Genomic DNA, 18,982 nt, shown 5'->3' with positions numbered 1-18,982 from the left:
GAGTTCGAGCTAGAAAGCAGGAGACGTGAAGGTCCAGCCGAGCGTCAAGAAGATCTGCGACAAGTGCAAGGTGATCCGCCGCCACGGCCGGATCATGGTGATCTGCGAGAACCTGCGGCACAAGCAGCGGCAGGGCTGATCACCCGCTCGTCGAAGAGTGGATTGACGGCAACCAACTCTCCCCGCACCTGCCGGGCCGCCCAGCGGCCCGGTTCACCCCCGGACTTCAGGCCGGGGCCGGGACACCGGAGGCGCAAGCCCCCGGATCGACAGCGAGTCGGTCCCGGGACCGGGCGGGGAGCAGACCTGAAGAGACGAAACCAGACAAGGAGCACCAGCGCCAATGGCACGACTCGCTGGCGTAGACCTCCCCCGCGAAAAGCGGTTGGAGATCGCGCTGACCTACATCTACGGCATCGGCCGTACCCGCTCCCAGCAGATGATCGCCGCCGCCGAGCTGAACGCGGACACCCGCGTGAAGGACCTCAGCGACGACGACCTGCTGAAGCTGCGGGACTACCTGGACGAGAACTACAAGGTCGAGGGTGACCTCCGCCGCGAGGTGAACGCCGACATCCGTCGGAAGATCGAGATCGGGTGCTACGAGGGTCTGCGGTGGCGCCGCGGGCTTCCCGTCCGTGGGCAGCGGACCAAGACCAACGCCCGCACCCGCAAGGGTCCGAAGAAGACGGTCGCCGGCAAGAAGAAGGCTGGCAAGAAGTGAGCATCCGGGGCAAGAAGGTCGTGCACATCGGTGGCGCCCAGCGCCGCGGCACGGGTTCGTGCGTTTCACCGTCCGCTCTGTACGCCCGCCCGATGGCGCTCCGCCAGCTGTACACCGACGCCGGTTCCGTGATCCGGCGCGGGCAGCGTGAAGCGGCCGCCGCTCACCAAGCCAACTCGCGCTAACCGAGGAGAAGCACCCAGACATGCCACCGAAGTCTCGTACCGCCGGGGCCAAGAAGGTCCGGCGCAAGGAAAAGAAGAACGTGGCCCACGGCCACGCCCACATCAAGAGCACCTTCAACAACACCATCGTGTCGATCACCGACCCGACCGGTGCGGTGATCTCGTGGGCGTCCTCTGGGCACGTCGGCTTCAAGGGTTCCCGCAAGTCGACCCCGTTCGCCGCGCAGATGGCCGCTGAGAACGCGGCCCGCAAGGCCGCCGAGCACGGCATGAAGAAGGTCGACGTGTTCGTGAAGGGCCCGGGTTCGGGCCGCGAGACCGCGATCCGCTCGCTGCAGGCCGCGGGTCTCGAGGTCGGCACCATCCAGGACGTGACCCCGCAGCCCCACAACGGCTGCCGCCCGCCCAAGCGGCGCCGGGTCTGAGGAACGGGGAGGAGTAAGCAGAAATGGCTCGTTACACCGGCCCGGCGACGCGTATTTCCCGTCGCCTCAAGGTTGACCTCATCGGCGGCGACCAGGCTTTCGAGCGCCGCCCGTACCCGCCCGGCCAGCACGGCCGCGGTCGCATCAAGGAGAGCGAGTACCTGCTTCAGCTTCAGGAGAAGCAGAAGGCTCGCTACACCTACGGAGTGCTCGAGCGCCAGTTCGTCCGTTACTACAAGGACGCTGTGCGCCGCACCGGCAAGACCGGTGAGAACCTGCTCCAGATCCTGGAGTCCCGGCTCGACAACGTGATCTACCGCGCCGGCATCGCCCGGACGCGCCGTCAGGCCCGCCAGCTGGTGAGCCACGGCCACTTCCTGGTCAACGGCAAGAAGGTCAACGTGCCGAGCTTCCAGGTTTCGAAGTTCGACATCATCGACGTCAAGCCGAAGTCGATGGGCACCCTGCCGTTCGTGGCGGCGAAGGAATCCTTCGGCGACCGCCCGATCCCGGCGTGGCTGCAGGTCGTCCAGTCGAACCTGCGGGTGCTGGTGCACCAGCTGCCCGAGCGCGCGCAGATCGACGTTCCGGTCCAGGAACAGCTGATCGTCGAGCTCTACTCGAAGTGATCCCGGCCGGGCCACAGGCCCGGCGGTGATCGGGCGGCGGCGCCCGGAGTGCGCCGCCGCCACGCCACCCCTTTCGGCGTCATATGGCGGGCGTCGGTAGGACAAGGAGAAGAAAGTGCTGATTTCCCAGCGGCCAGCTCTCGGCGAAGAGACGGTCAACGAGACCAGGTCCCGGTTCACCATCGAGCCGCTCGAGCCCGGTTTCGGCTACACGCTCGGCAACTCGCTGCGGCGCACGCTGCTGTCGTCCATCCCGGGCGCGGCGGTCACCAGCATTCGCATCGACGGGGTGCTGCACGAGTTCACCACCGTTCCCGGGGTGAAGGAAGACGTCACCGACATCATCCTGAACCTGAAGGAGCTCGTGGTGAGCTCCGAGGAGGACGAGCCGGTCACCATGTACCTGCGCAAGCAGGGCCCTGGTGAGGTCACGGCCGCGGACATCGTGCCGCCGGCCGGGGTCACCGTGCACAACCCGGATCTGCACATCGCCTCGCTGAACGGCAAGGGCAAGCTGGAGATCGAGCTGGTCGTCGAGCGTGGCCGCGGCTACGTGCCCGCGCTGCAGAACAAGCAGGCCGGTGCCGAGATCGGCCGGATCCCGGTCGACTCGATCTACTCGCCGGTGCTCAAGGTGACCTACAAGGTCGAGGCCACCCGTGTCGAGCAGCGCACCGACTTCGACAAGCTCATCCTGGACGTCGAAACCAAGCCGTCCATCACGCCGCGCGACGCCGTGGCTTCTGCGGGCAAAACACTGGTCGAGCTGTTCGGCCTGGCGCGCGAGCTCAACGTCGACGCCGAGGGCATCGAGATCGGGCCGTCGCCGCAGGAGGCGGACACCATCGCCGCCTACGCGATGCCGATCGAAGACCTCGACCTGACGGTGCGGTCGTACAACTGCCTCAAGCGCGAGGGCATCCACACGGTCGGCGAACTGGTTTCGCGGTCAGAAGCCGACCTGCTCGACATCCGCAACTTCGGTGCGAAGTCCATCGACGAGGTCAAGCTGAAGCTCGTCGGCCTGGGCCTCGCGCTCAAGGACAGCCCGCCCGGATTCGACCCGACCGCGGCCGCGACCAGCTACGACGGCGAGGGCTGGTCCGAGGGCGTTGGCGGGATCACCGACGGTATTTCGGACAACGGCCACGACGATGGCCAGGACTACGCAGAGACGGAGCAGCTGTAGGACCGGTGGTCGCTCCGATGTGGTGACGCATCGGAGCGACCTGGTTCCGTGGCTGAGAAGCTGAACTAGGAGAACCGATGCCCACCCCCACCAAGGGAGCCCGTCTCGGCGGGTCGGCCGCACACCAGCGGCACCTGCTGGCCAACCTGGCCACCTCGCTGTTCGAGCACGGCCGGATCACCACGACCGAGGCCAAGGCGCGCAAGGTGCGCCCGCTGGCCGAGCGGCTGATCACCAAGGCCAAGGTCGGTGACCTGCACAACCGGCGGCAGATCCAGAAGATCATCCGCGACAAGTCGGTCGTGCACAAGCTGATCGCCGAGATCGGTCCCGGTTTCGAGGACCGCGCCGGCGGTTACCTCCGCATCACCAAGACGATGCCGCGCAAGGGCGACAACGCCCCGATGGCGGTCATCGAACTGGTCGCGGAGAAGACCGTGACCGCGGAGGCCCAGGCCGCGCGCAAGACCAAGTTCGCCAAGGACGAGGCCCCGAAGACCACGGAAGCCCCGGCCGAGGAGACCAAGGCCGACGCCGAGGCCACGGAGACCGACCAGGACGCGGAAGCGCCCGAGTCGGCCACCAAGGACGCCACCTCCGCCCCCGCCGAAGGCGCTGACACTTCTGCGGGCGAAAGCTCCGCCAAGAAGGACGAGTCCTGACGGCAGCAGGCATCCCGGACGAGCCCGCCCTCCCCACTGGGGAGAGCGGGCTCGTCCGTCTGCGCCTGGAAGTGTCTTATGACGGCACAAACTTCTCCGGGTGGGCCAAACAACCAGGCCGGCGCACAGTCCAGGGCGTCCTGGAAGACACCCTCGCCAAGCAGCCCCCAGGCGTCTCCGTCCCTCGTTCCGTCGTAGTCGCCGGCCGCACAGACGCCGGCGTCCACGCCGCCGCCCAAGTCCTCCACCTCGACGCCCAGCCTTTTGCGGGCAAAAGCTCGAGCACCCGGATTCCGGTGGATGAGCAGGGGATTCCTGACCTCGAGCGCATGCGCCACCGCTGGAACCGGCATTTGCCCGCAGATGTGCGGGTGCTTGCTGCGGCGGTTGCTCCACCTGGTTTCGACGCGCGGTTCTCCGCGGTGCGCAGGCACTACCTTTACCGGGTCTCAGATGCCCCGTGGGGCGTCGATCCGCTGCATCGGCACCACACACTCGCTTGGGGCCGTCCCCTGTCCGTGGATCGGCTCAACGAGGCTTCTGCCGAGTTGCTTGGCCTCCACGACTTCGCCGCCTTCTGCAAGCAACGTGAGGGCGGCACCACGATCCGCGAACTGCAGCGGTTGGTGTGGCGCCGTACGGCGGAGTATTCGGTTGAAGTCGAGGTCTCAGCGGACGCGTTCTGCCATTCGATGGTCCGCAGCCTCGTCGGTGCGCTCCTCACGGTGGGGGACGGACGCAGGGATGTCGCCTGGCCTCGTCAGCAGTTGGGTACCGGTGTGCGGGACAGTGCTGTTGCGCCTGCCCACGGCCTCACCCTGGTCGCCGTCGACTACCCGCCCGACGCCGAACTGGCCAAGCGAGCTGAGCAGACCCGCAATGTCCGGACATCGGATTCTGTCTCGTAGCTCCTGCCCGGTACCGCGCGAGCCGGACTCGAGTCAGGATGACTCGATAGTCGGTGGCAAGTTCCTTCGCCCGTATGATGACGAATCGCCAGCCCGCTTTGGTCAGCCTTCGTCGCCGCTTCTTGTCGTGTCGTCGCTGCGCCGCGGTGTCGTGCAGGCTGCCGTCGTATTCGATGGCCACCTTCTCCTTTTCGAGGGCGAGGTCCAGGCGGCCCAGGAATTCGCCATTCTCGTGCACGTTGAGTTGTGTTGTCGGGTGAAGACCACCGCACAGAAGGACGACTCGCAGTTCGGACTCGGGATGCGACTCTGCCTTGGTGTCGATGAGCTCGAGTGCCAGACGGCCGAGGCGCACGCCCCAGTTTCTCCGGCTGTGGCACTCGGCCTTGAGTGTCTCGATCCTGACCTCGATCTTGCGCAGGAACATGTCGAGGTCAGGGACGGCCGTGCGCAGGCGGCGTACGGCCCCTCTGATGCGAGGCGCGTGACAGAAGATCAGGTCGAGAGCGATTCGCAATGGTAGGGCTATTCGGGCATTGCCCCACGGCTCTGATTCGTGCGCCTGGATATCCGTCCGCCGAATGCGCATTCCCGCGACTGGCCCGAAGCGGGAGTCCTCGGGCACGACGAATTCGACGGGATCGTACGGGTTGGCGAGGGGTACTCCCATGACACTCGCCGCAGACCGGCCGGTGAGCACCGCGTCTGGAGGAACTCGAAGGGCCGCGCCACGGCATCTGAGCTTGTGGGTGACTTTGAGGTTCGAGGGCACGTAGACGTCCTGGAACAGCCGTCTGAACCGGGGTCCTTGCAGGTGCGCCCTGGTAATGAGGCCGGCGGCGACTGCGGCCGAACCTCGGAAGACGTCTTTCAGGTTGCAGAGGGATGCGGGTGTCGTGGTCATGCCCGGATCTTGGAAAGGGACCCCGACAGAACCACGCCCGCGACAACAAACGCGACCGAGCTATCCACAACTCGCCAAGAACTCCACAGCCCCGGCGCTCATCTGCTAGGCCGCCAATCGGGCGCCTTCTGCAGGCAAAAGCCGGGCGGGGATGCTTTTGCCCGCAGAAGCATCCCCGCCCGGTTGTGGTGGTTAGTCGCCTCGGCGGACTGGGCCCAGGAGTTGTTGTTCCTTTGGGGTGGTGACCAGGCGCAGGGGGCGCCACAGGTTGCGGCCCAGGGCCACCACCTGGTCGTCCTTCAGCGTGGTCAGCTGCCGCATCATCTGCGGCGGCAGGTTCCAGATCCGCGCGGCGAGTTCCGCCTGGCCGATCGGGAGTCGCTGCATGAGGACCAGGTCTGCGGCGTTGGCCGTCGCGCCAGCCTGCGGGTGCAGGTAGGGCAGCACGTAGACCGTCGTCTGCCACGGTGAACGTGGCGGGAAGAGGTCCTGCGGGGTCGGGCCGCCGTCCGTGATCACGAGAAGCGGGGCGTCTTCCGACGGCCGCGGAAGTTCGACCGGCGAAAGCCGGCGAATCTGCACCAGCGGGGACGGGCGGCCGTTCGGCTGGTTGCCGGCTGCTTTAGCCAGCAATTGCCACGCCGTGGGGCGGCCGGTGGCGACCACGACCCACGCGCCGACGGCCATGGCTCGCAGGGCGACTTGCCGGGCCAGGTAGAGCCCGCCGACCAGCACGATCCTGGTCGGCGTGGAGCGCAGCGCCGAGATGGTCAGCGGCTCGTCCTTGAGGCCGGAGCCCAGCACGATGCCGCCGCGGTCGCCGGACGGGCTGACCGCGTCGAGCATCGCCGGGTCCACCGAGAACTCGGGAGCGACGCCGATGTTCTGGCCGGCGTCGCGCATTCGCGTGCTCATGCCGTGCCTCCCATCGGCATCGTGGCGGCCAGGCCGGAGACCTGGCGGCCACGCAGCAGGGTGAGGTCGATGTTCAGCCGGTCGGAGATGGCCTTCATCCGGTCGGACGCGACGTCCAGCTCACGCGGGTTTCGCGCGCTTAAGCGCACCACGCCGCGGAGGCCGATCCGGCCTTCGTCCGCAGAAGGTGAAATCGACATGGCGATCGTGGACGAGAGGGCGCGCACGCTGCTCAGGGCGTTGAGCGTGCCGGTGATCTTGCCCTTCGGCCAGCCGCTGATCGCGTAGCTGGCGTGGCCTATGCCCGCAGAAGTCACGCTGTCCTTGCGCTCTTGGAGGGCGACGCGGGTGCCGGAGCCGGCGACGGCCGTCAGTTCTGCGGCCGAAAGCCCGGCGCGGAGGAGTTCGTCGGGGTCCAGGGGGCGGGTGGGGACGCCTTGGGACTCGAGGGCGTTTCTTACCCGCGAAAGTGCGCCGATGAGGGCGCGGTGTGCGCCGACGACGCCGCCGCCGCGTTCGCGAACGGCAGTCGGGCAGCGCCGCGGGTCCAGTCGGATAGCGACCCAGGTGGTCCGCCGTGCCGCCGCCTGCAGCGGGCCGAGGACCTCCATGTACGAGCTCAACGCGGGCGAATCCGACGGCAGAGCCGCGCTACCCGGGTAGCAGTGCCAGATCACCTGGATCGAGTCGAGCACCACACCTCGGTCTTCGAGGCACGGCGCGAGCGCCGACAGCGGAAGACTCGGCGCCCCACCGGCCTGGCTGATCAACGCGGGAGCCGGCTCGACCAGCAGCACCGCGGTCCAGGTCCCGTCGTTCCACGCGAGACCGACCTGCTGCCGCTCGTGGTCGACGCCGTGCGCCACCACGAGGTCCGGGACGACCAGCCGCAGCAGGTTGACCCGCGGGTCGTCCGGACCGGTCACCGCGTCCTCGGCGGCCGCGATCGATTCGATGCTGCTGGGCGGGGTCGGATTCGCCACGCGGCTGTGCGACCGCATCGAATACCGCAGGCTCAGTCCCACCCATTGGGTGAACCATTGCCCGCCCCAGCGCAGAAAAGCGATCACCAAAGCGACGGCCGTCACACCGATTGAGACGTAGAGCAGCTTTTCGTTGATCGCGAGCAGCACGAGCCCGATCGCAAGACCGATCTCGACCACCACGAGGTTCATCACCGGCAGCGGACCGAGATTGATGCCCATCGCGCGTCGGCGCGCGGCACCGATCCGGACCGGCGCGACCGGCGGAGGACCACCGGCGGGGCGGGGCGGCGGGCCAGGGGGAGGTCCACTCGGACCGCCCGGGCCACCAGGACCCCTCGGCGGGCCACCAGGCCCTCCGGGGCCACCAGGACCTCCCGGTCCACCAGGGCCACCGGGCCCACCAGGTCCGCCCGGTCCACCGGGACCGCGGGGTCCGGCTGGGCCACCAGGCCCACCGGCGGGGCCTCCCGGACGCCTCGGCGGCGGCCCTGGCGGACGGCCGCCGGGCGGAGGTGGCGGCGAACCCGGAGGCGGTCCCGGAGGTCCAGGTGGACGTGGAGGAGTGGTGACCGACATCCGCTCGTTCTCTTCCCCTCGTGCTTGCAACTGCGCCGGAAAGCCAGTCCGGAGTGTTGAACCCTAGCCGGAGTTGGTAGAAACCAACCACCAGCCGTCCCCGTGCGGCTATCCTGCGGAACCGTACCGCGAGTGGGAGAGCTGTAGGTCGAGAATGCCGTCAACACCGACAACAAAGTCTCAGGTCCAGGCATATCAGTTCGTGCTGCGCCGGATGCAGTCCGCGTTGGTCCGCAAGGACGCCGTGATGCTCCACGACCCCATGCGGACGCACTCGCGCGCCACGATCGTGGGTGTCGTGCTGGCCGTCATCGGCATGCTCGGGTTCATCATCTTCGGCTTCATCAAGCCGGCCCCGAAGCCGCCCGCCGCGGGCATCGTCATCGGCGAGCAGTCCGGGCAGATCTACGTGAAAACGGAGAACCCGACCAAGCTCGTCCCGACCTTCAACCTCGCCTCCGCGCGGCTGATGCTCCACGGCCAGCAACAGCAGGCGCCGCAGGAGGGGCAGCAGGGAGGCCAGCAGCAGGCCGCCGCGCCGAAGCTCGTCGAGCCCGCGGTGGTGCCGGACGAACAGCTCAAGGACATCCCGCGCGGGCGGCTCCAGGGCATCGTCAACGCGCCGCAGCTCCTCCCGAACAAGGACCAGCGCATCTCCGACAACTGGGCGGTGTGCGACTTCCTCCGCATCGATCCGAACCAGCCGGAGAACGTGGGCCTGCAGCAGGCCACGCGGGAGACGAGCGTGCTCGCGGGCGTCTCGAACCTCGGTACCGACGGCATGGGCCGGGAACTCGGCGACCGCGAGGCGCTGCTCGTCACCGGCGACAACGCGGCCACCTACCTGGTCTACCGGCTCGCCAACCACGCGAACCAGCCGAACGCCAGCGTGGTCAAGGCACGGCTCGCGCCGGGCAACATCGTCAAGTCGGCGCTGGGCATCACGGTCAACGGGCGCAAGATCTCGACCGGTCTGCTCAACGCGATCCCCGAGGTCGACCAGCTGAACGAGCAGCGGGTGCCGAACGCCGGTGCGCCGAGCTCGTTCGGCATCGACGGCCTGCCCGTCGGCGCGGTCTTCAAGACGCAGCCTTCCGGCGGCGCACCCCAGTTCTGGGTGATCCACTCCACCGGTATCCAGCAGATCTCCGAGGTGGCGGGCGACATCATCCGGACCACGAACACCGTGGTGCAGCAGAACAAGGAGGTTCGCACCGTGAACCTCGACCGGATCGCCAACGTCAAGCAGATCCTCCCGGGCATGCCCGAGGCGCTGAAGGTGGACACCTACCCGAAGCTGAAGCCGGAGATCCTGGACCCGATCAAGAGCGGTACGCCGGCGACCTGCCTCGGCTGGCGGACCGAGGGCGACGGCGCGACCAAGGACGAGCGCACCGCGGTCTACGTCAGCAACGAGGTGCCCTTCCCGAAGGACGCCAACGGGGCGCGGAGGACGCCGGTCTCGGTCGGCCAGGCGACGCCGGACGGGACGAAGATCGACCACTTCTACATGCAGCCCGGCCGGGCGGCCGTGGTGCGGGCGGCGCAGTCGAAGGACTCGTTCGCGTCGGGGCCGATCTCGCTGGTTTCGGACCTCGGGCTGCGCTACGGCGTGCCGGACCTGCCGACGGCGCAGGCGCTGTTCGGCCCGGACCCGCAGGCGCCCGCGCCGGAGAACATCCTCAAGCTGCTCCCGGCCGCGGCGACGACGCTGAATGTCAATGACGCCAAGCGGACGTACGACTCGGTGCCGGTGGACCCGAACGCGGGCTCGTTCCCGAGCGGGACGCCGCAGGCCGGTGGCGCGGGCGGCTGAGGGAACCGTCGGCGGGGGCTCGTCGTCACACCGCAGTAGTTGGGCAGTCGAGTCCGGAGGTGTGGTCGTGTCGGGGTTCAAGGTCGATGCCGAGGTTGTCGCCGATTACGCGAGATCGGTGGAGGATGCCGCGGCCGGCCTGGACACCGCGCACGGCTCGCTGACCGAGCAGACGCTGACCGGTGAGGACTTCGGCGTCCTGGGACGCGAAGCGGGGGCGGCCGACGCCTACGCACGCGCCGCCGCCGCCCTGCACACCCAACTCGCCACCGGCCGAGACGCCCTGCTTTCGGCCGCAGAAGCATTGCGCGAGGTCGCCGGGCAGCACGGCGGCGGCGAGGAAGACGCGGTGTCGACGCTGAAGAAGGCGGTGGAGTCCTGATGGGCATCCCGGACCCCGAACCCGATGTCTTCCAAGGCCTACGCACCCCCACCCCGGTCGCGAGCTTTAGCGGGCAAAAGCAGGATCTGGTCGGATCGCCGCAGGTGGGGGGCTTGTCTCCGCGGGCGGAGCAGGCTCCTGGAGTGGTCTCCGCGGAGGAAGAAGGCAAGGGCGGACACCTCGACTTCCTGTCTGAGCTGGCGAGGCAGTTGGGCGTAACCGACGTCGTCGAAGCTCATCTGGTGCCCGTCGTCGGCCAATGGACGGAAATGCGGGCAGAAGCAGAACGCTGGCGTGCGGCTGCGGCTTCTGCGGGCAAAATCTCCGAGGAGTTGGCGGAGCCGCTTGGCAGGGTGGATGCGGGGTGGGAAGGCGAGAACGCCGACGCCTTCGTCGCCTACATGGGCAAGGTCAACTCGGCCAGTGAGGCCGCGCAGGAGGCCATGAACACCATGGCCGACGCCCTCGACGACACAGCCGACGCGATCGAGCGGATCACCGGCACGATGATCGACGTCGTGCTTGATGCCGCAGAAGTGGCGTCCGAGGCCGCGATGCTTCCTGTCGGTGGGACCGAGCGGGCGAGGACCCACCTGCTCGACGTGCAGCAGTCCACGCAGGCTCTTCACGACTCCGTACGCGACGTGCTCGAGGAGTTCGCACGCCTATGTGACGGGGTCGAGGGGAAGGAAGCCACCGAGCGCAGCGTCGCGATGGAGAGCCAGTTCCCCAGCGAGAAGTTCGCGTTGAAGGACGATGCCGAACCGGCGGTGGCCTTGGCAGCAGAGGCGGACGAACCTGCTGAGAAGGCAACGGCGGGCTCAGGCAGTAGCGGTGGCGGCCAAGAACAGGCAGCGAGCGGTGGAGCCGGTGCTGGGGCGGTGGGAAGCGATACCGCTGTGCCGCCGCTGCCACCGGCCGGTGGTAACCAGACCGCCGCGGGTGCGCCGCCTGCTGAGCCGGTGGCCCCGAATCAAGGAGCCGCTGCGGCATCAAGAGGGGCCGCGGCGGCGACCGGGTCTCCGATGATGGGCGGCATGATGCCCATGGGTATGGGCGGTATGGGTGGCGGGCAGGGCGGCAACCAGGACCACCGGGTGAAGACCCGGGCGACCACCGACCCGGCGGACCTGTTCGGCAAGCCGGAGCAGGTCGCGCCCCCGGTCCTCGGTGAAGACCCAGGCAAAAAGCCGCCCGAGAAGAGCGCCTGACACTTCTGCGGGCAAAAGCACATTCCCTCGTGGATTGGGGGAGACATGCTTTTGCCCGCAGAAGTGTGCGGGTGGGGTCAGGTGGATTTTTGGGGGGTGGGGGCTGGGCGGTTGCGGCGCACCGTGTGCACCACGAACAGGGTGATCAGCAGGGCCACCACGCCGCCAGCCGCGCCGGAGAGGGCGACGATCATCGGGGTCCGGTCGCCGTCATTTGCGGGCGGAAGATCGGACGGGAGGGCGGCGGGGGCGGGGATCTGCTGCTGGAACGGGGTGGTCAGGCCGATCTTGTCCTCACCGGGGATGACCGCGGTGAGCGCCGCCATCGGGTTGATCACGCCGTAGCCGACGAACTGGTCCCGCCCGGTGCGCGAACCCGGGTGCTGCGAAGTGCTGGTGATCCGGTTCATCACCTGCCGCGCGTTCAATTCCGGGAACTTCGCTCTGATCAGCGTCGCCAGCCCGGCGACGTAGGGCGCGGCGAAGCTGGTCCCCTGGATCGGCAGGACCTGGTCGCCCTCCATCGTCTGGTTCGCGAAGTCGTCCATCTGCGCGTTCTTCGACGGGTCCAGCGAGATGATGTTGGTGCCCGGCGCGGCCACGGTCACCCACGGCCCGTTCACGCTGAACTGCGCCACCCCGCCGGTCTCGTCAATCGCCGCCACCGAGATCACGTCCTCGGTGAACCACGGCGGGCTGACGATGTTGATCGGCTGGTTCGGGTCCGGCTGGCTGTTCTGCTTGCACGCCTCGGAGGTGTTGCCCGCCGCGGCGACCACCACAACGTCCTTGTTCACCGCGTGCCGGACCGCGGCCTGCAGGGCCCGCTCCTCCGGCGTGATTCCGCCGCCAGAAGCAGGCCGGCAGTTGTCGACGGACATGTTGATGACCTTGACGCCTTCGAGGTCGGCCGCGGTGACGACCGCCTGCGCCAGCGTGTTCAGGTTGCCGGCGCCTTGCCCACCCTGCTGACGGCCCTGGTTCCCCTGGCCGGGCACGGTGTCCGAGGCGGACGCGCCCGCGGTGCCGCTCGACTCGGCGGGTTCCTCGGTACCGGACTCCTCCGCGCCTCCGGAGGGCGGCGGCTGCGAGCCGGAAGGCGCCGGGGCGCCGCTGCTGGCGGGCGGCGGCGCGGCGGGCGGCGGCTTGTCGTCGACCTGGTAGTTCTGGCTGGACTGCCGGATGGAGACGATCTGCGAATCCGGGGCCATGCCCATGAAACCGATGTCGTCCTGCTTGCGGGCGCCGATGATGCCCGCCACCTCGGTCCCGTGGCCGTCGCAGTCCTCGAGGCCTCGGCCTTCGGTCTTGACGTAGTCGCCGCCGCTCTGCACCGGCTGGCCGAACGCGGGGTGTTCCGTCACGCCGGTGTCGATCACCGCGACCCGGATGGGCTCCCCGGTCGGCGTCATGCCGACGTGGCCGTTGGTCGCCGCGCGCATGTGGTCGTGGACCTTGTCCAGCTGCAGGTACTTCTGCGCCCAGGGGATGTCCGGCAGCGGGATGTCGTTGTCGAGGTCGCGTGAGACGCACTCGACCTTCTTGGCGTAGTTCTTGTCCGGCCGGTTCGTCGCGGTCGGGAGCTTGGTCATGTCCACCGGCGGCGGGATCAGCGGCGCCGTTCCCGGAGTGGTGCCCGGCGGCGGCGAACCCGGCTGCGCGCCCGCGGTCAGCGGGCTCAGACCCGGAGCCAGCACCCCGACCGCCGCGGTGAGCAGGACCGTCGCCACCCGCGCCGGTGTTCCGAACGAACGCACTTCTTCCCCCTAAAAAGGTTCCCCGCTCAGCGCGGGAAGTCGATGTGGCGCAGCGTCGAGTACAGGTCCATCACGGCCAGCGCGAGCGGCAGCACCGTGGCGATGCAGATGGCCTCGATGATCTCGACCGTGCGGCGAAGCGGCGGTGAAAAACGCTGACCCGGGAAGATCACGCCGACCACCAGCGCCCCCGCCGCGACCAGCACCAGGGTGCCCGCGACGAAGATCAGCCGACCCATGCCGTCCTCGGTCCAGAGCCAGCCGAGGAGGATTCCGCCTGCGGAAACGATGCCGGTGGCGAGCAGGGCGACGGCCTGGCTGCCGTTGGCGTAGGCACGTCCCCGCAGAAGCAGCACGAGGGTGGCGACCACGGCCATGATCACGCCGAAGATGCTCGGCGAGGTGGCGGTGATGATCGACGCCAGCGCCGCGGTGGCGCCGCAGCCGATCAGCAGGCCGGTCATGTAGTTGTGCGCGACGGCCGTGCGGCGCTCGATGGCGGTGTAGTCGGGGAAGCCCGAGTCCTCCTTGAGCTCCTCCGCACTGCCCGGGACGTGCGGCAACGGCAGTTTCGCCAGTTGCAGGGTGATCCGCGGCAGCATCGAGATGAAGGCGAGCGAGACCGCGGCGGTGCCGGCGGCGATGCCCGGCATCGGGTGCGCGACGAAGGTCGCCACCAGGAAGGCCAGCGACCAGAGCGCGGCGGCGGTGGCCGCGGCGATGAAGGTGGTGATGCCCGCGCCGATCACCATGATCGCCACCGACGCGACGATCAGCACCAGCGCCGAGGCGAGCAGCAGGTTCGCCCGGATCCCCAGCCCGGGCACGATGTAGAAGCCGCTGACGAAGGCGAGCGGCAGCCCGCCCGCCGCGGCGATCAGCACACCGGTCGCCTGCGCCTGGTACGCCTTTACCAGGGTGGCGCCGAGCGCGATGCAGGCGATCGAGCCGACCCCACCGGCGATCGCGGCGGCCAGCGCGCTGCCACCGAACAAGCTTCCGCCCGCAAAAAGCGCGACGGCCGCGAAGAACAGCGCCAGGCCGCCGGCGATGTGGCCGATGCGCTGCGCGGTCTCCTTGGTCCAGGGCCGGAAGCTGTCCGGGTCCGACTCGGCGATCGCGTCGACCACGTCGTCGTAGAGTGGTGGCGGCGGGTTCTCGTTGCGCTTGCGCAGCTGCAGCAGTTCCCCGTCGATCACGCCGAGCGAAGCCAGCGTCCGGCTCGGGTCCAGCGGGGCGTCACCCAGTTTGGCCAGTGCCCAGCCACCGTGGCGGGCGCCGCCGTCCGGGGTGGTCTCCTTGGCCATGTCCAGCAGCATCGGCAGCAGATCGGCCACCGCGACGTCGGCGGGCAGTGCCACGTCGATGCGGGTGCGCGGTGCGACCACCGTCACCCTGCTGAATACCGTCGTGCCCGTAGCCACTGGATGCCCCCTGCCTAGAGAGAATGCTGCGGGCTACTTATACCCAACGCCCGCGTCACCTTGTCGCCCGCCCGTGGCCGGAAGGCCTGCCCGGTCGGCGAGCGGCTCTAGTATTAACGCACTTCCGGTGGTCGTGGGGGTAGTTCGCGCGATCCCGCCCAGGTTGGGCGGTCTCGCCCCGGATGACCGCCCGGTTCGCTACCGTGTGGACCGGCCGTGTCTGCCTCGCGGTCGGAATCGCCGAGTTGAAGAGGGGTCCTTCGGTGAGCACGCTGCAGTTCAAACGGTCGCCGCGGTTGGCCGCGCCGCGCCCACCCGGTGGCGAGGTTCACCTGGAGCCGCCGCCCGAGGTGCCGCGGACGATTCCCGGCAACATCGTGATGAAGCTGCTGCCGGTGGTCATGATCGTCGCCTCCATCGGGATGATGATCTTCATGTTCACCCTCGGTGGACGCAACCCGATGATGCTGATGATGGGCGCCATGATGGTGATGGGCACCGTCGGCATGATGGCCGGTGGTGGCGGTCGCGGGGGCGGTCAGAAGAAGGCCGAGATGAACGAGGACCGCAAGGACTACCTGCGGTACCTCGGGCAGATGCGTGAGCGGGCCCGCGAGGCGATGGTCGACCAGCGGGCCGCGCTGGAGTGGGTGCACCCCGACCCCCAGGCGCTGTGGTCGCTGGCCACCAGCCGCCGGATGTGGGAGCGGCGGCAGAACGACCAGGACTTCCTGCACCTGCGCGTCGGCCGCAGCTCGCACCGGCTCGCCACGCGACTCGTGCCGCCGCAGACCGGCCCGGTCGACGAGCTGGAGCCGATCGCCACCCTCGCGCTGCGCCGGTTCGTGCGCGCGCACTCGATCGTCCCCGACCTGCCCACCCAGATCACCCTGCGCGGTTTCGCGGCCGTAAGCATGCAGGGCGACAAGGAACTGACCCGCGGGCTGACCCGGGCGGCGCTGGCGCAGATGGTCACCTTCCACAGCCCGGACGACGTGCTGATCGCGGTCGCCACCGCCGGGCGGGCGAAGGAGGAGTGGGAGTGGGCGAAGTGGCTGCCCCACGTCCAGCACCCCGCGCTGTCCGACGGCATCGGCCAGCTGCGCATGATGGCCGGTTCGCTGGCGCAGATCGAAGCCTGGCTCGACGAGGAACTGCGGGACCGCCAGCGGTTCTCCCGGAACGCGACGCCGCCGCCGGACCAGCCGCACGTGGTGATCGTCGTCGACGACGCCGACGTGACCCGTGAAGAGCAGATCATCCTGGAGGAGGGCTTGGTCGGCGTCACGCTGATCGACCTGTCCGACTCCATCGGCAACCTGGCCGCCCGGCGTGGGCTCCGGCTGGTCGTCGAAGAAGAGCGCCTCGGTGCGCGCAGCGCCGGTGGTGTCGAGTGGTTCGGCCGCCCGGACACCCTCAGCCTCGTGGAGGCCGAGGCTTTAGCCCGCAAACTCTCCCCGTACCGGGTCGGGACGGCGGCGCAGGAAGCGGACGAGGACGAGCCGCTGCTGTCCAACCCGTCGCTGCTCGAGCTGCTCGGCATCCCCGGCGACCCGATGACCTTCGACGTGCAGCAGGCCTGGCGCCCGCGCCCGGTCCGCGACCGCTACCGCGTGCCGTTCGGCGTCGGCGAGTACGGCCAGCCGGTCGAACTGGACATCAAGGAAGCCGCGATGGAGGGCATGGGCCCGCACGGCCTGTGCATCGGGGCGACCGGTTCCGGTAAGTCCGAGTTCCTGCGCACGCTGGTGCTCGGCATGCTGGCCACGCACTCGTCCACCACGCTCAACTTCGTGCTCGTCGACTTCAAGGGTGGCGCGACCTTCCTCGGGCTCGACAGCGCGCCGCACGTTTCCGCGGTCATCACCAACCTCGCGGACGAGGTCACGCTGGTCGACCGCATGAAGGACGCGCTGGCCGGGGAGATGAACCGGCGCCAGGAGGCGCTGAAGAACGGCGGCAACTTCAAGAACGTGTGGGAGTACGAGAAGGCCCGTGAGAACGGCGCCGACCTCGACCCGCTGCCCGCCCTGTTCATCGTGGTCGACGAGTTCTCCGAGCTTTTGGCCGCGAAACCCGACTTCATCGATCTCTTCGTGGCGATCGGCCGTCTAGGGCGGTCGCTCCAGATGCACATGCTGCTCGCCTCGCAGCGGCTCGAAGAGGGCAAGCTGCGCGGGCTGGACTCGCACCTTTCCTACCGGATCGGCCTGAAGACGTTTTCGGCCGCGGAATCTCGTGCGGCCATCGGTGTGCCGGACGCGTTCGAGCTGCCGTCGGTGCCCGGTGGCGGGTACCTCAAGTACGACACCTCGACGATGGTGCGGTTCAAGGCGTCCTACGTCTCGGGCCCGTACCGCCCGGCAGGCATCAAGATGGCCGCGCCCGGCGCGACCGTGGTCCGGGCGGACAAACGGCCCCAGTTGTTCGTGCCGGACTTCGTCGAATTGCCCAAGGAACCGGAGCCCGACCCGGAGCCGGTGATTCCGCAGGCAAAAGCAGAACCGGACGAAGCGGTCGAGCCGAGTGAGCTCGACGTGATCGTCAGCCGCCTGGTCGGGCAGGGTCCGCCGGCGCACGAGGTGTGGCTGCCGCCACTGAAGGAGCCCAGCTCCCTCGACACGCTGCTGCCGAACCTCAACCCCACCGAGGACCGCGGCCTCTCGCCGGTCGGCTTCTTCGGCAACGGGCGCCTGCAGATCCCGCTCGGCATCGTCGACCGCCCGTACGAGCAGCGGCGCGACCCGCTCTGGGCCGACTTCTCCGGTGCCGCCGGGCACGGCGTGCTGGTCGGCGGCCCGCAGTCGGGCAAGTCGACCATGCTCCGCACGCTGATCATGTCCATGGCGCTCACGCACACCCCCGAGGAAGTGCAGTTCTACTGCGTCGACCTCGGTGGTGGCACGCTCGCCGGGCTCGCCGGCCTGCCGCACGTCGGCGGTGTCGCGGTGGCCCGGCGCGAGCCGGACAAGGCCCGCCGCATCGTCGCCGAGCTGTCCACGCTGGTGACCGAGCGTGAAGGCCGGTTCGGCGCGATGGGCATCGACTCGATGAACGAGTTCCGCAACCGGCAGCGCCGCGGGGAGATCAAGCCGGAGCAGGACCCGTTCGGCGACGCGTTCCTGGTCGTCGACGGCTGGAAGGCCCTGCGCGAGGACTTCGACGAGCTCGAGCCGCAGATCACCAAGCTCGCCACGCAGGGTCTGTCCTACGGCGTGCACGTGATCATCGCCTCGAACCGCTGGGCGGACATCCGCCCCGCGATCAAGGACATGCTCGGCACCCGGTTCGAACTCCGCCTCGGTGACCCGAGCGAGTCCGACATCGACCGCCGCGTCGCGGTCAACGTGCCCGCCGGCCGTCCCGGTCGCGGGCTCACCCGCGAGAAGCTGCACATGCTCACCGGCCTGCCGCGGGTCGACGGATCCAGCGATCCGGACGACATCGGCGCCGGGGTGGCCGACGCGGTGGCGAAGATCAAGGCCGCGTGGAAGGGGCGTCCGGCCCCGCAGGTGCGGCTGCTGCCGGAGATGTTCCCGTACGACCAGCTGCTGGCCCAGGACACGAAGCGGAACACCAAACTGGTGCCGATCGGCCTCAGCGAGGAGGACCTTTCGCCGATCTACCTCGACTTCGACGCCGACCCGCACTTCATGGCGTTCGCCGACGGCGAGTCGGGCAAGACGAACCTGCTGCGCACGATCGCCAAGGGCATCACCGACCGGTACTCGCCCAAGGAGGCCGTGGTCATCCTGGTCGACTACCGTCGCACGATGCTCGGCTTCATCGAGGGCGGTCAGCTGGCCGGCTACGCGGTGTCGTCGAACCAGCTGGACGGCATGATGAAGGACGTCGCGGGGTCGATGAAGAAGCGACTCCCCGGCCCGGACGTCACGCCCGACCAGCTGCGCAACCGCTCCTGGTGGAGCGGACCGGAGCTGTTCGTCCTGGTCGACGACTACGACCTGGTGGTCACGCAGACCAACAACCCGCTCAAGCCGCTGTCGGAGTTCCTGGCCCAGGCCAAGGACGTCGGCCTGCACCTGATCGTGGCGCGCCGCAGTGGTGGTGCCGCGAAGTCGACCTACGACCCGGTGATCGGCAAGCTCAAGGAAATCGCCATGCCGGGCATCATCATGAACGGGTCCAAGGACGAGGGGCAGCTGCTCGGCAACGTCAAGCCGTCGCAGATGCCGCCGGGTCGCGGCACGCTGGTCAGCCGTAAGGTCGGCAAGCAACTGATGCACGTCGCCTTCCTGCCGGGCGAGTGATCGGCTGACGGGCACTGG

18 protein-coding genes are annotated in these 18,982 nt (G+C 68.8%); 12 read left to right on the top strand and 6 right to left on the bottom strand.

Annotated features, from left to right (window positions below; genetic code table 11):
* The first annotated feature begins 25 nt into the window (after nucleotides 1-25).
* The 8 genes from rpmJ (at nucleotide 26) to truA (ending at nucleotide 4,722) form a co-directional block, all read left to right on the top strand.
* Nucleotides 26-139 carry a 50S ribosomal protein L36 gene (gene rpmJ / locus L3Q67_RS07200; protein ID WP_004558882.1) on the top strand — a complete coding sequence of 38 codons (114 nt, stop codon included), beginning with the start codon at nucleotides 26-28 and terminating at the stop codon, nucleotides 137-139.
* 204 nt (nucleotides 140-343) lie between these two features.
* A complete protein-coding gene (gene rpsM, locus L3Q67_RS07195; RefSeq protein WP_499188791.1) occupies nucleotides 344-724 on the top strand; it encodes a 30S ribosomal protein S13 in 381 nt (126 codons plus the stop codon).
* Nucleotides 721-909, top strand: coding sequence for a hypothetical protein (locus L3Q67_RS07190; RefSeq protein WP_209664032.1), 189 nt, complete (start codon nucleotides 721-723; stop codon nucleotides 907-909). Before rpsM ends, L3Q67_RS07190 begins: the two co-directional genes overlap by 4 nt.
* A 20-nt stretch (nucleotides 910-929) precedes the next feature.
* On the top strand, nucleotides 930-1,334 hold the full coding sequence (gene rpsK / locus L3Q67_RS07185) for a 30S ribosomal protein S11 (protein WP_091505007.1): 405 nt from the start codon (nucleotides 930-932) through the stop codon (nucleotides 1,332-1,334).
* A gap of 23 nt (nucleotides 1,335-1,357) precedes the next feature.
* A complete protein-coding gene (gene rpsD / locus L3Q67_RS07180) occupies nucleotides 1,358-1,963 on the top strand; it encodes a 30S ribosomal protein S4 (protein WP_209664033.1) in 606 nt (201 codons plus the stop codon).
* Nucleotides 1,964-2,078: 115 nt separating this feature from the next.
* Entirely contained in the window at nucleotides 2,079-3,152 is a 1,074-nt protein-coding gene (locus tag L3Q67_RS07175) for a DNA-directed RNA polymerase subunit alpha (RefSeq protein ID WP_153035983.1), read from the top strand.
* A 77-nt stretch (nucleotides 3,153-3,229) separates the two neighbouring features.
* Complete coding sequence (rplQ, locus tag L3Q67_RS07170; protein WP_499188790.1) at nucleotides 3,230-3,814, top strand: bL17 family ribosomal protein; 585 nt, start codon at nucleotides 3,230-3,232, stop codon at nucleotides 3,812-3,814.
* A gap of 11 nt (nucleotides 3,815-3,825) precedes the next feature.
* A complete protein-coding gene (gene truA, locus L3Q67_RS07165; RefSeq protein WP_499191455.1) occupies nucleotides 3,826-4,722 on the top strand; it encodes a tRNA pseudouridine(38-40) synthase TruA in 897 nt (298 codons plus the stop codon).
* Here the strand turns inward: truA and L3Q67_RS07160 are convergent.
* The 4 genes from L3Q67_RS07160 to L3Q67_RS07145 form a co-directional block, all read right to left on the bottom strand.
* A complete protein-coding gene (locus L3Q67_RS07160; RefSeq protein WP_499188789.1) occupies nucleotides 4,628-5,626 on the bottom strand; it encodes a putative endonuclease domain-containing protein in 999 nt (332 codons plus the stop codon). The two genes, truA and L3Q67_RS07160, sit on opposite strands and share 95 nt — an antisense overlap.
* 192 nt (nucleotides 5,627-5,818) lie before the next feature.
* Entirely contained in the window at nucleotides 5,819-6,541 is a 723-nt protein-coding gene (locus tag L3Q67_RS07155; RefSeq protein WP_113695910.1) for a hypothetical protein, read from the bottom strand.
* Nucleotides 6,538-7,719 (bottom strand): type VII secretion protein EccE, encoded by a 1,182-nt coding sequence (eccE, locus tag L3Q67_RS07150; protein WP_499191454.1) that lies wholly within the window; start codon nucleotides 7,717-7,719, stop codon nucleotides 6,538-6,540. Before eccE ends, L3Q67_RS07155 begins: the two co-directional genes overlap by 4 nt.
* Nucleotides 7,716-7,982 (bottom strand): hypothetical protein, encoded by a 267-nt coding sequence (locus L3Q67_RS07145; RefSeq protein ID WP_499188788.1) that lies wholly within the window; start codon nucleotides 7,980-7,982, stop codon nucleotides 7,716-7,718. The genes eccE and L3Q67_RS07145 overlap by 4 nt, the downstream gene beginning before the upstream one ends.
* A gap of 335 nt (nucleotides 7,983-8,317) precedes the next feature.
* Here L3Q67_RS07145 and eccB point away from each other — a divergent pair, with 335 nt between their 5' ends.
* The 3 genes from eccB (at nucleotide 8,318) to L3Q67_RS07130 (ending at nucleotide 11,512) form a co-directional block, all read left to right on the top strand.
* Nucleotides 8,318-9,919: a type VII secretion protein EccB gene (gene eccB, locus L3Q67_RS07140; protein ID WP_499188787.1), complete on the top strand. Its 1,602-nt coding sequence runs from the start codon at nucleotides 8,318-8,320 to the stop codon at nucleotides 9,917-9,919.
* A gap of 67 nt (nucleotides 9,920-9,986) precedes the next feature.
* Complete coding sequence (locus L3Q67_RS07135) at nucleotides 9,987-10,301, top strand: hypothetical protein (RefSeq protein ID WP_499188786.1); 315 nt, start codon at nucleotides 9,987-9,989, stop codon at nucleotides 10,299-10,301.
* Complete coding sequence (locus L3Q67_RS07130) at nucleotides 10,301-11,512, top strand: WXG100 family type VII secretion target (RefSeq protein WP_499188785.1); 1,212 nt, start codon at nucleotides 10,301-10,303, stop codon at nucleotides 11,510-11,512. Before L3Q67_RS07135 ends, L3Q67_RS07130 begins: the two co-directional genes overlap by 1 nt.
* Before the next feature lie 77 nt (nucleotides 11,513-11,589).
* On the opposite strand, the gene mycP is transcribed toward L3Q67_RS07130, so the two are convergent.
* Both mycP and eccD read right to left on the bottom strand, forming a co-directional pair.
* Nucleotides 11,590-13,269, bottom strand: coding sequence for a type VII secretion-associated serine protease mycosin (gene mycP / locus L3Q67_RS07125; protein WP_499188784.1), 1,680 nt, complete (start codon nucleotides 13,267-13,269; stop codon nucleotides 11,590-11,592).
* A 26-nt stretch (nucleotides 13,270-13,295) separates the two neighbouring features.
* Nucleotides 13,296-14,663, bottom strand: coding sequence for a type VII secretion integral membrane protein EccD (eccD, locus tag L3Q67_RS07120; protein ID WP_499188783.1), 1,368 nt, complete (start codon nucleotides 14,661-14,663; stop codon nucleotides 13,296-13,298).
* A 293-nt stretch (nucleotides 14,664-14,956) separates the two neighbouring features.
* On the opposite strand from eccD, the gene eccCa reads away from it, so the two are divergent.
* On the top strand, nucleotides 14,957-18,964 hold the full coding sequence (eccCa, locus tag L3Q67_RS07115; RefSeq protein ID WP_499188782.1) for a type VII secretion protein EccC: 4,008 nt from the start codon (nucleotides 14,957-14,959) through the stop codon (nucleotides 18,962-18,964).
* The last annotated feature ends 18 nt before the right edge of the window (nucleotides 18,965-18,982 follow it).

The organism is Saccharothrix sp. AJ9571, assembly GCF_021725495.1.
GTDB lineage: Bacteria > Actinomycetota > Actinomycetes > Mycobacteriales > Pseudonocardiaceae > Amycolatopsis > Amycolatopsis magusensis.
The sequence above is the reverse complement of the archived record's forward strand: the minus strand, read 5'-3'. Positions and strand labels throughout refer to the sequence as shown.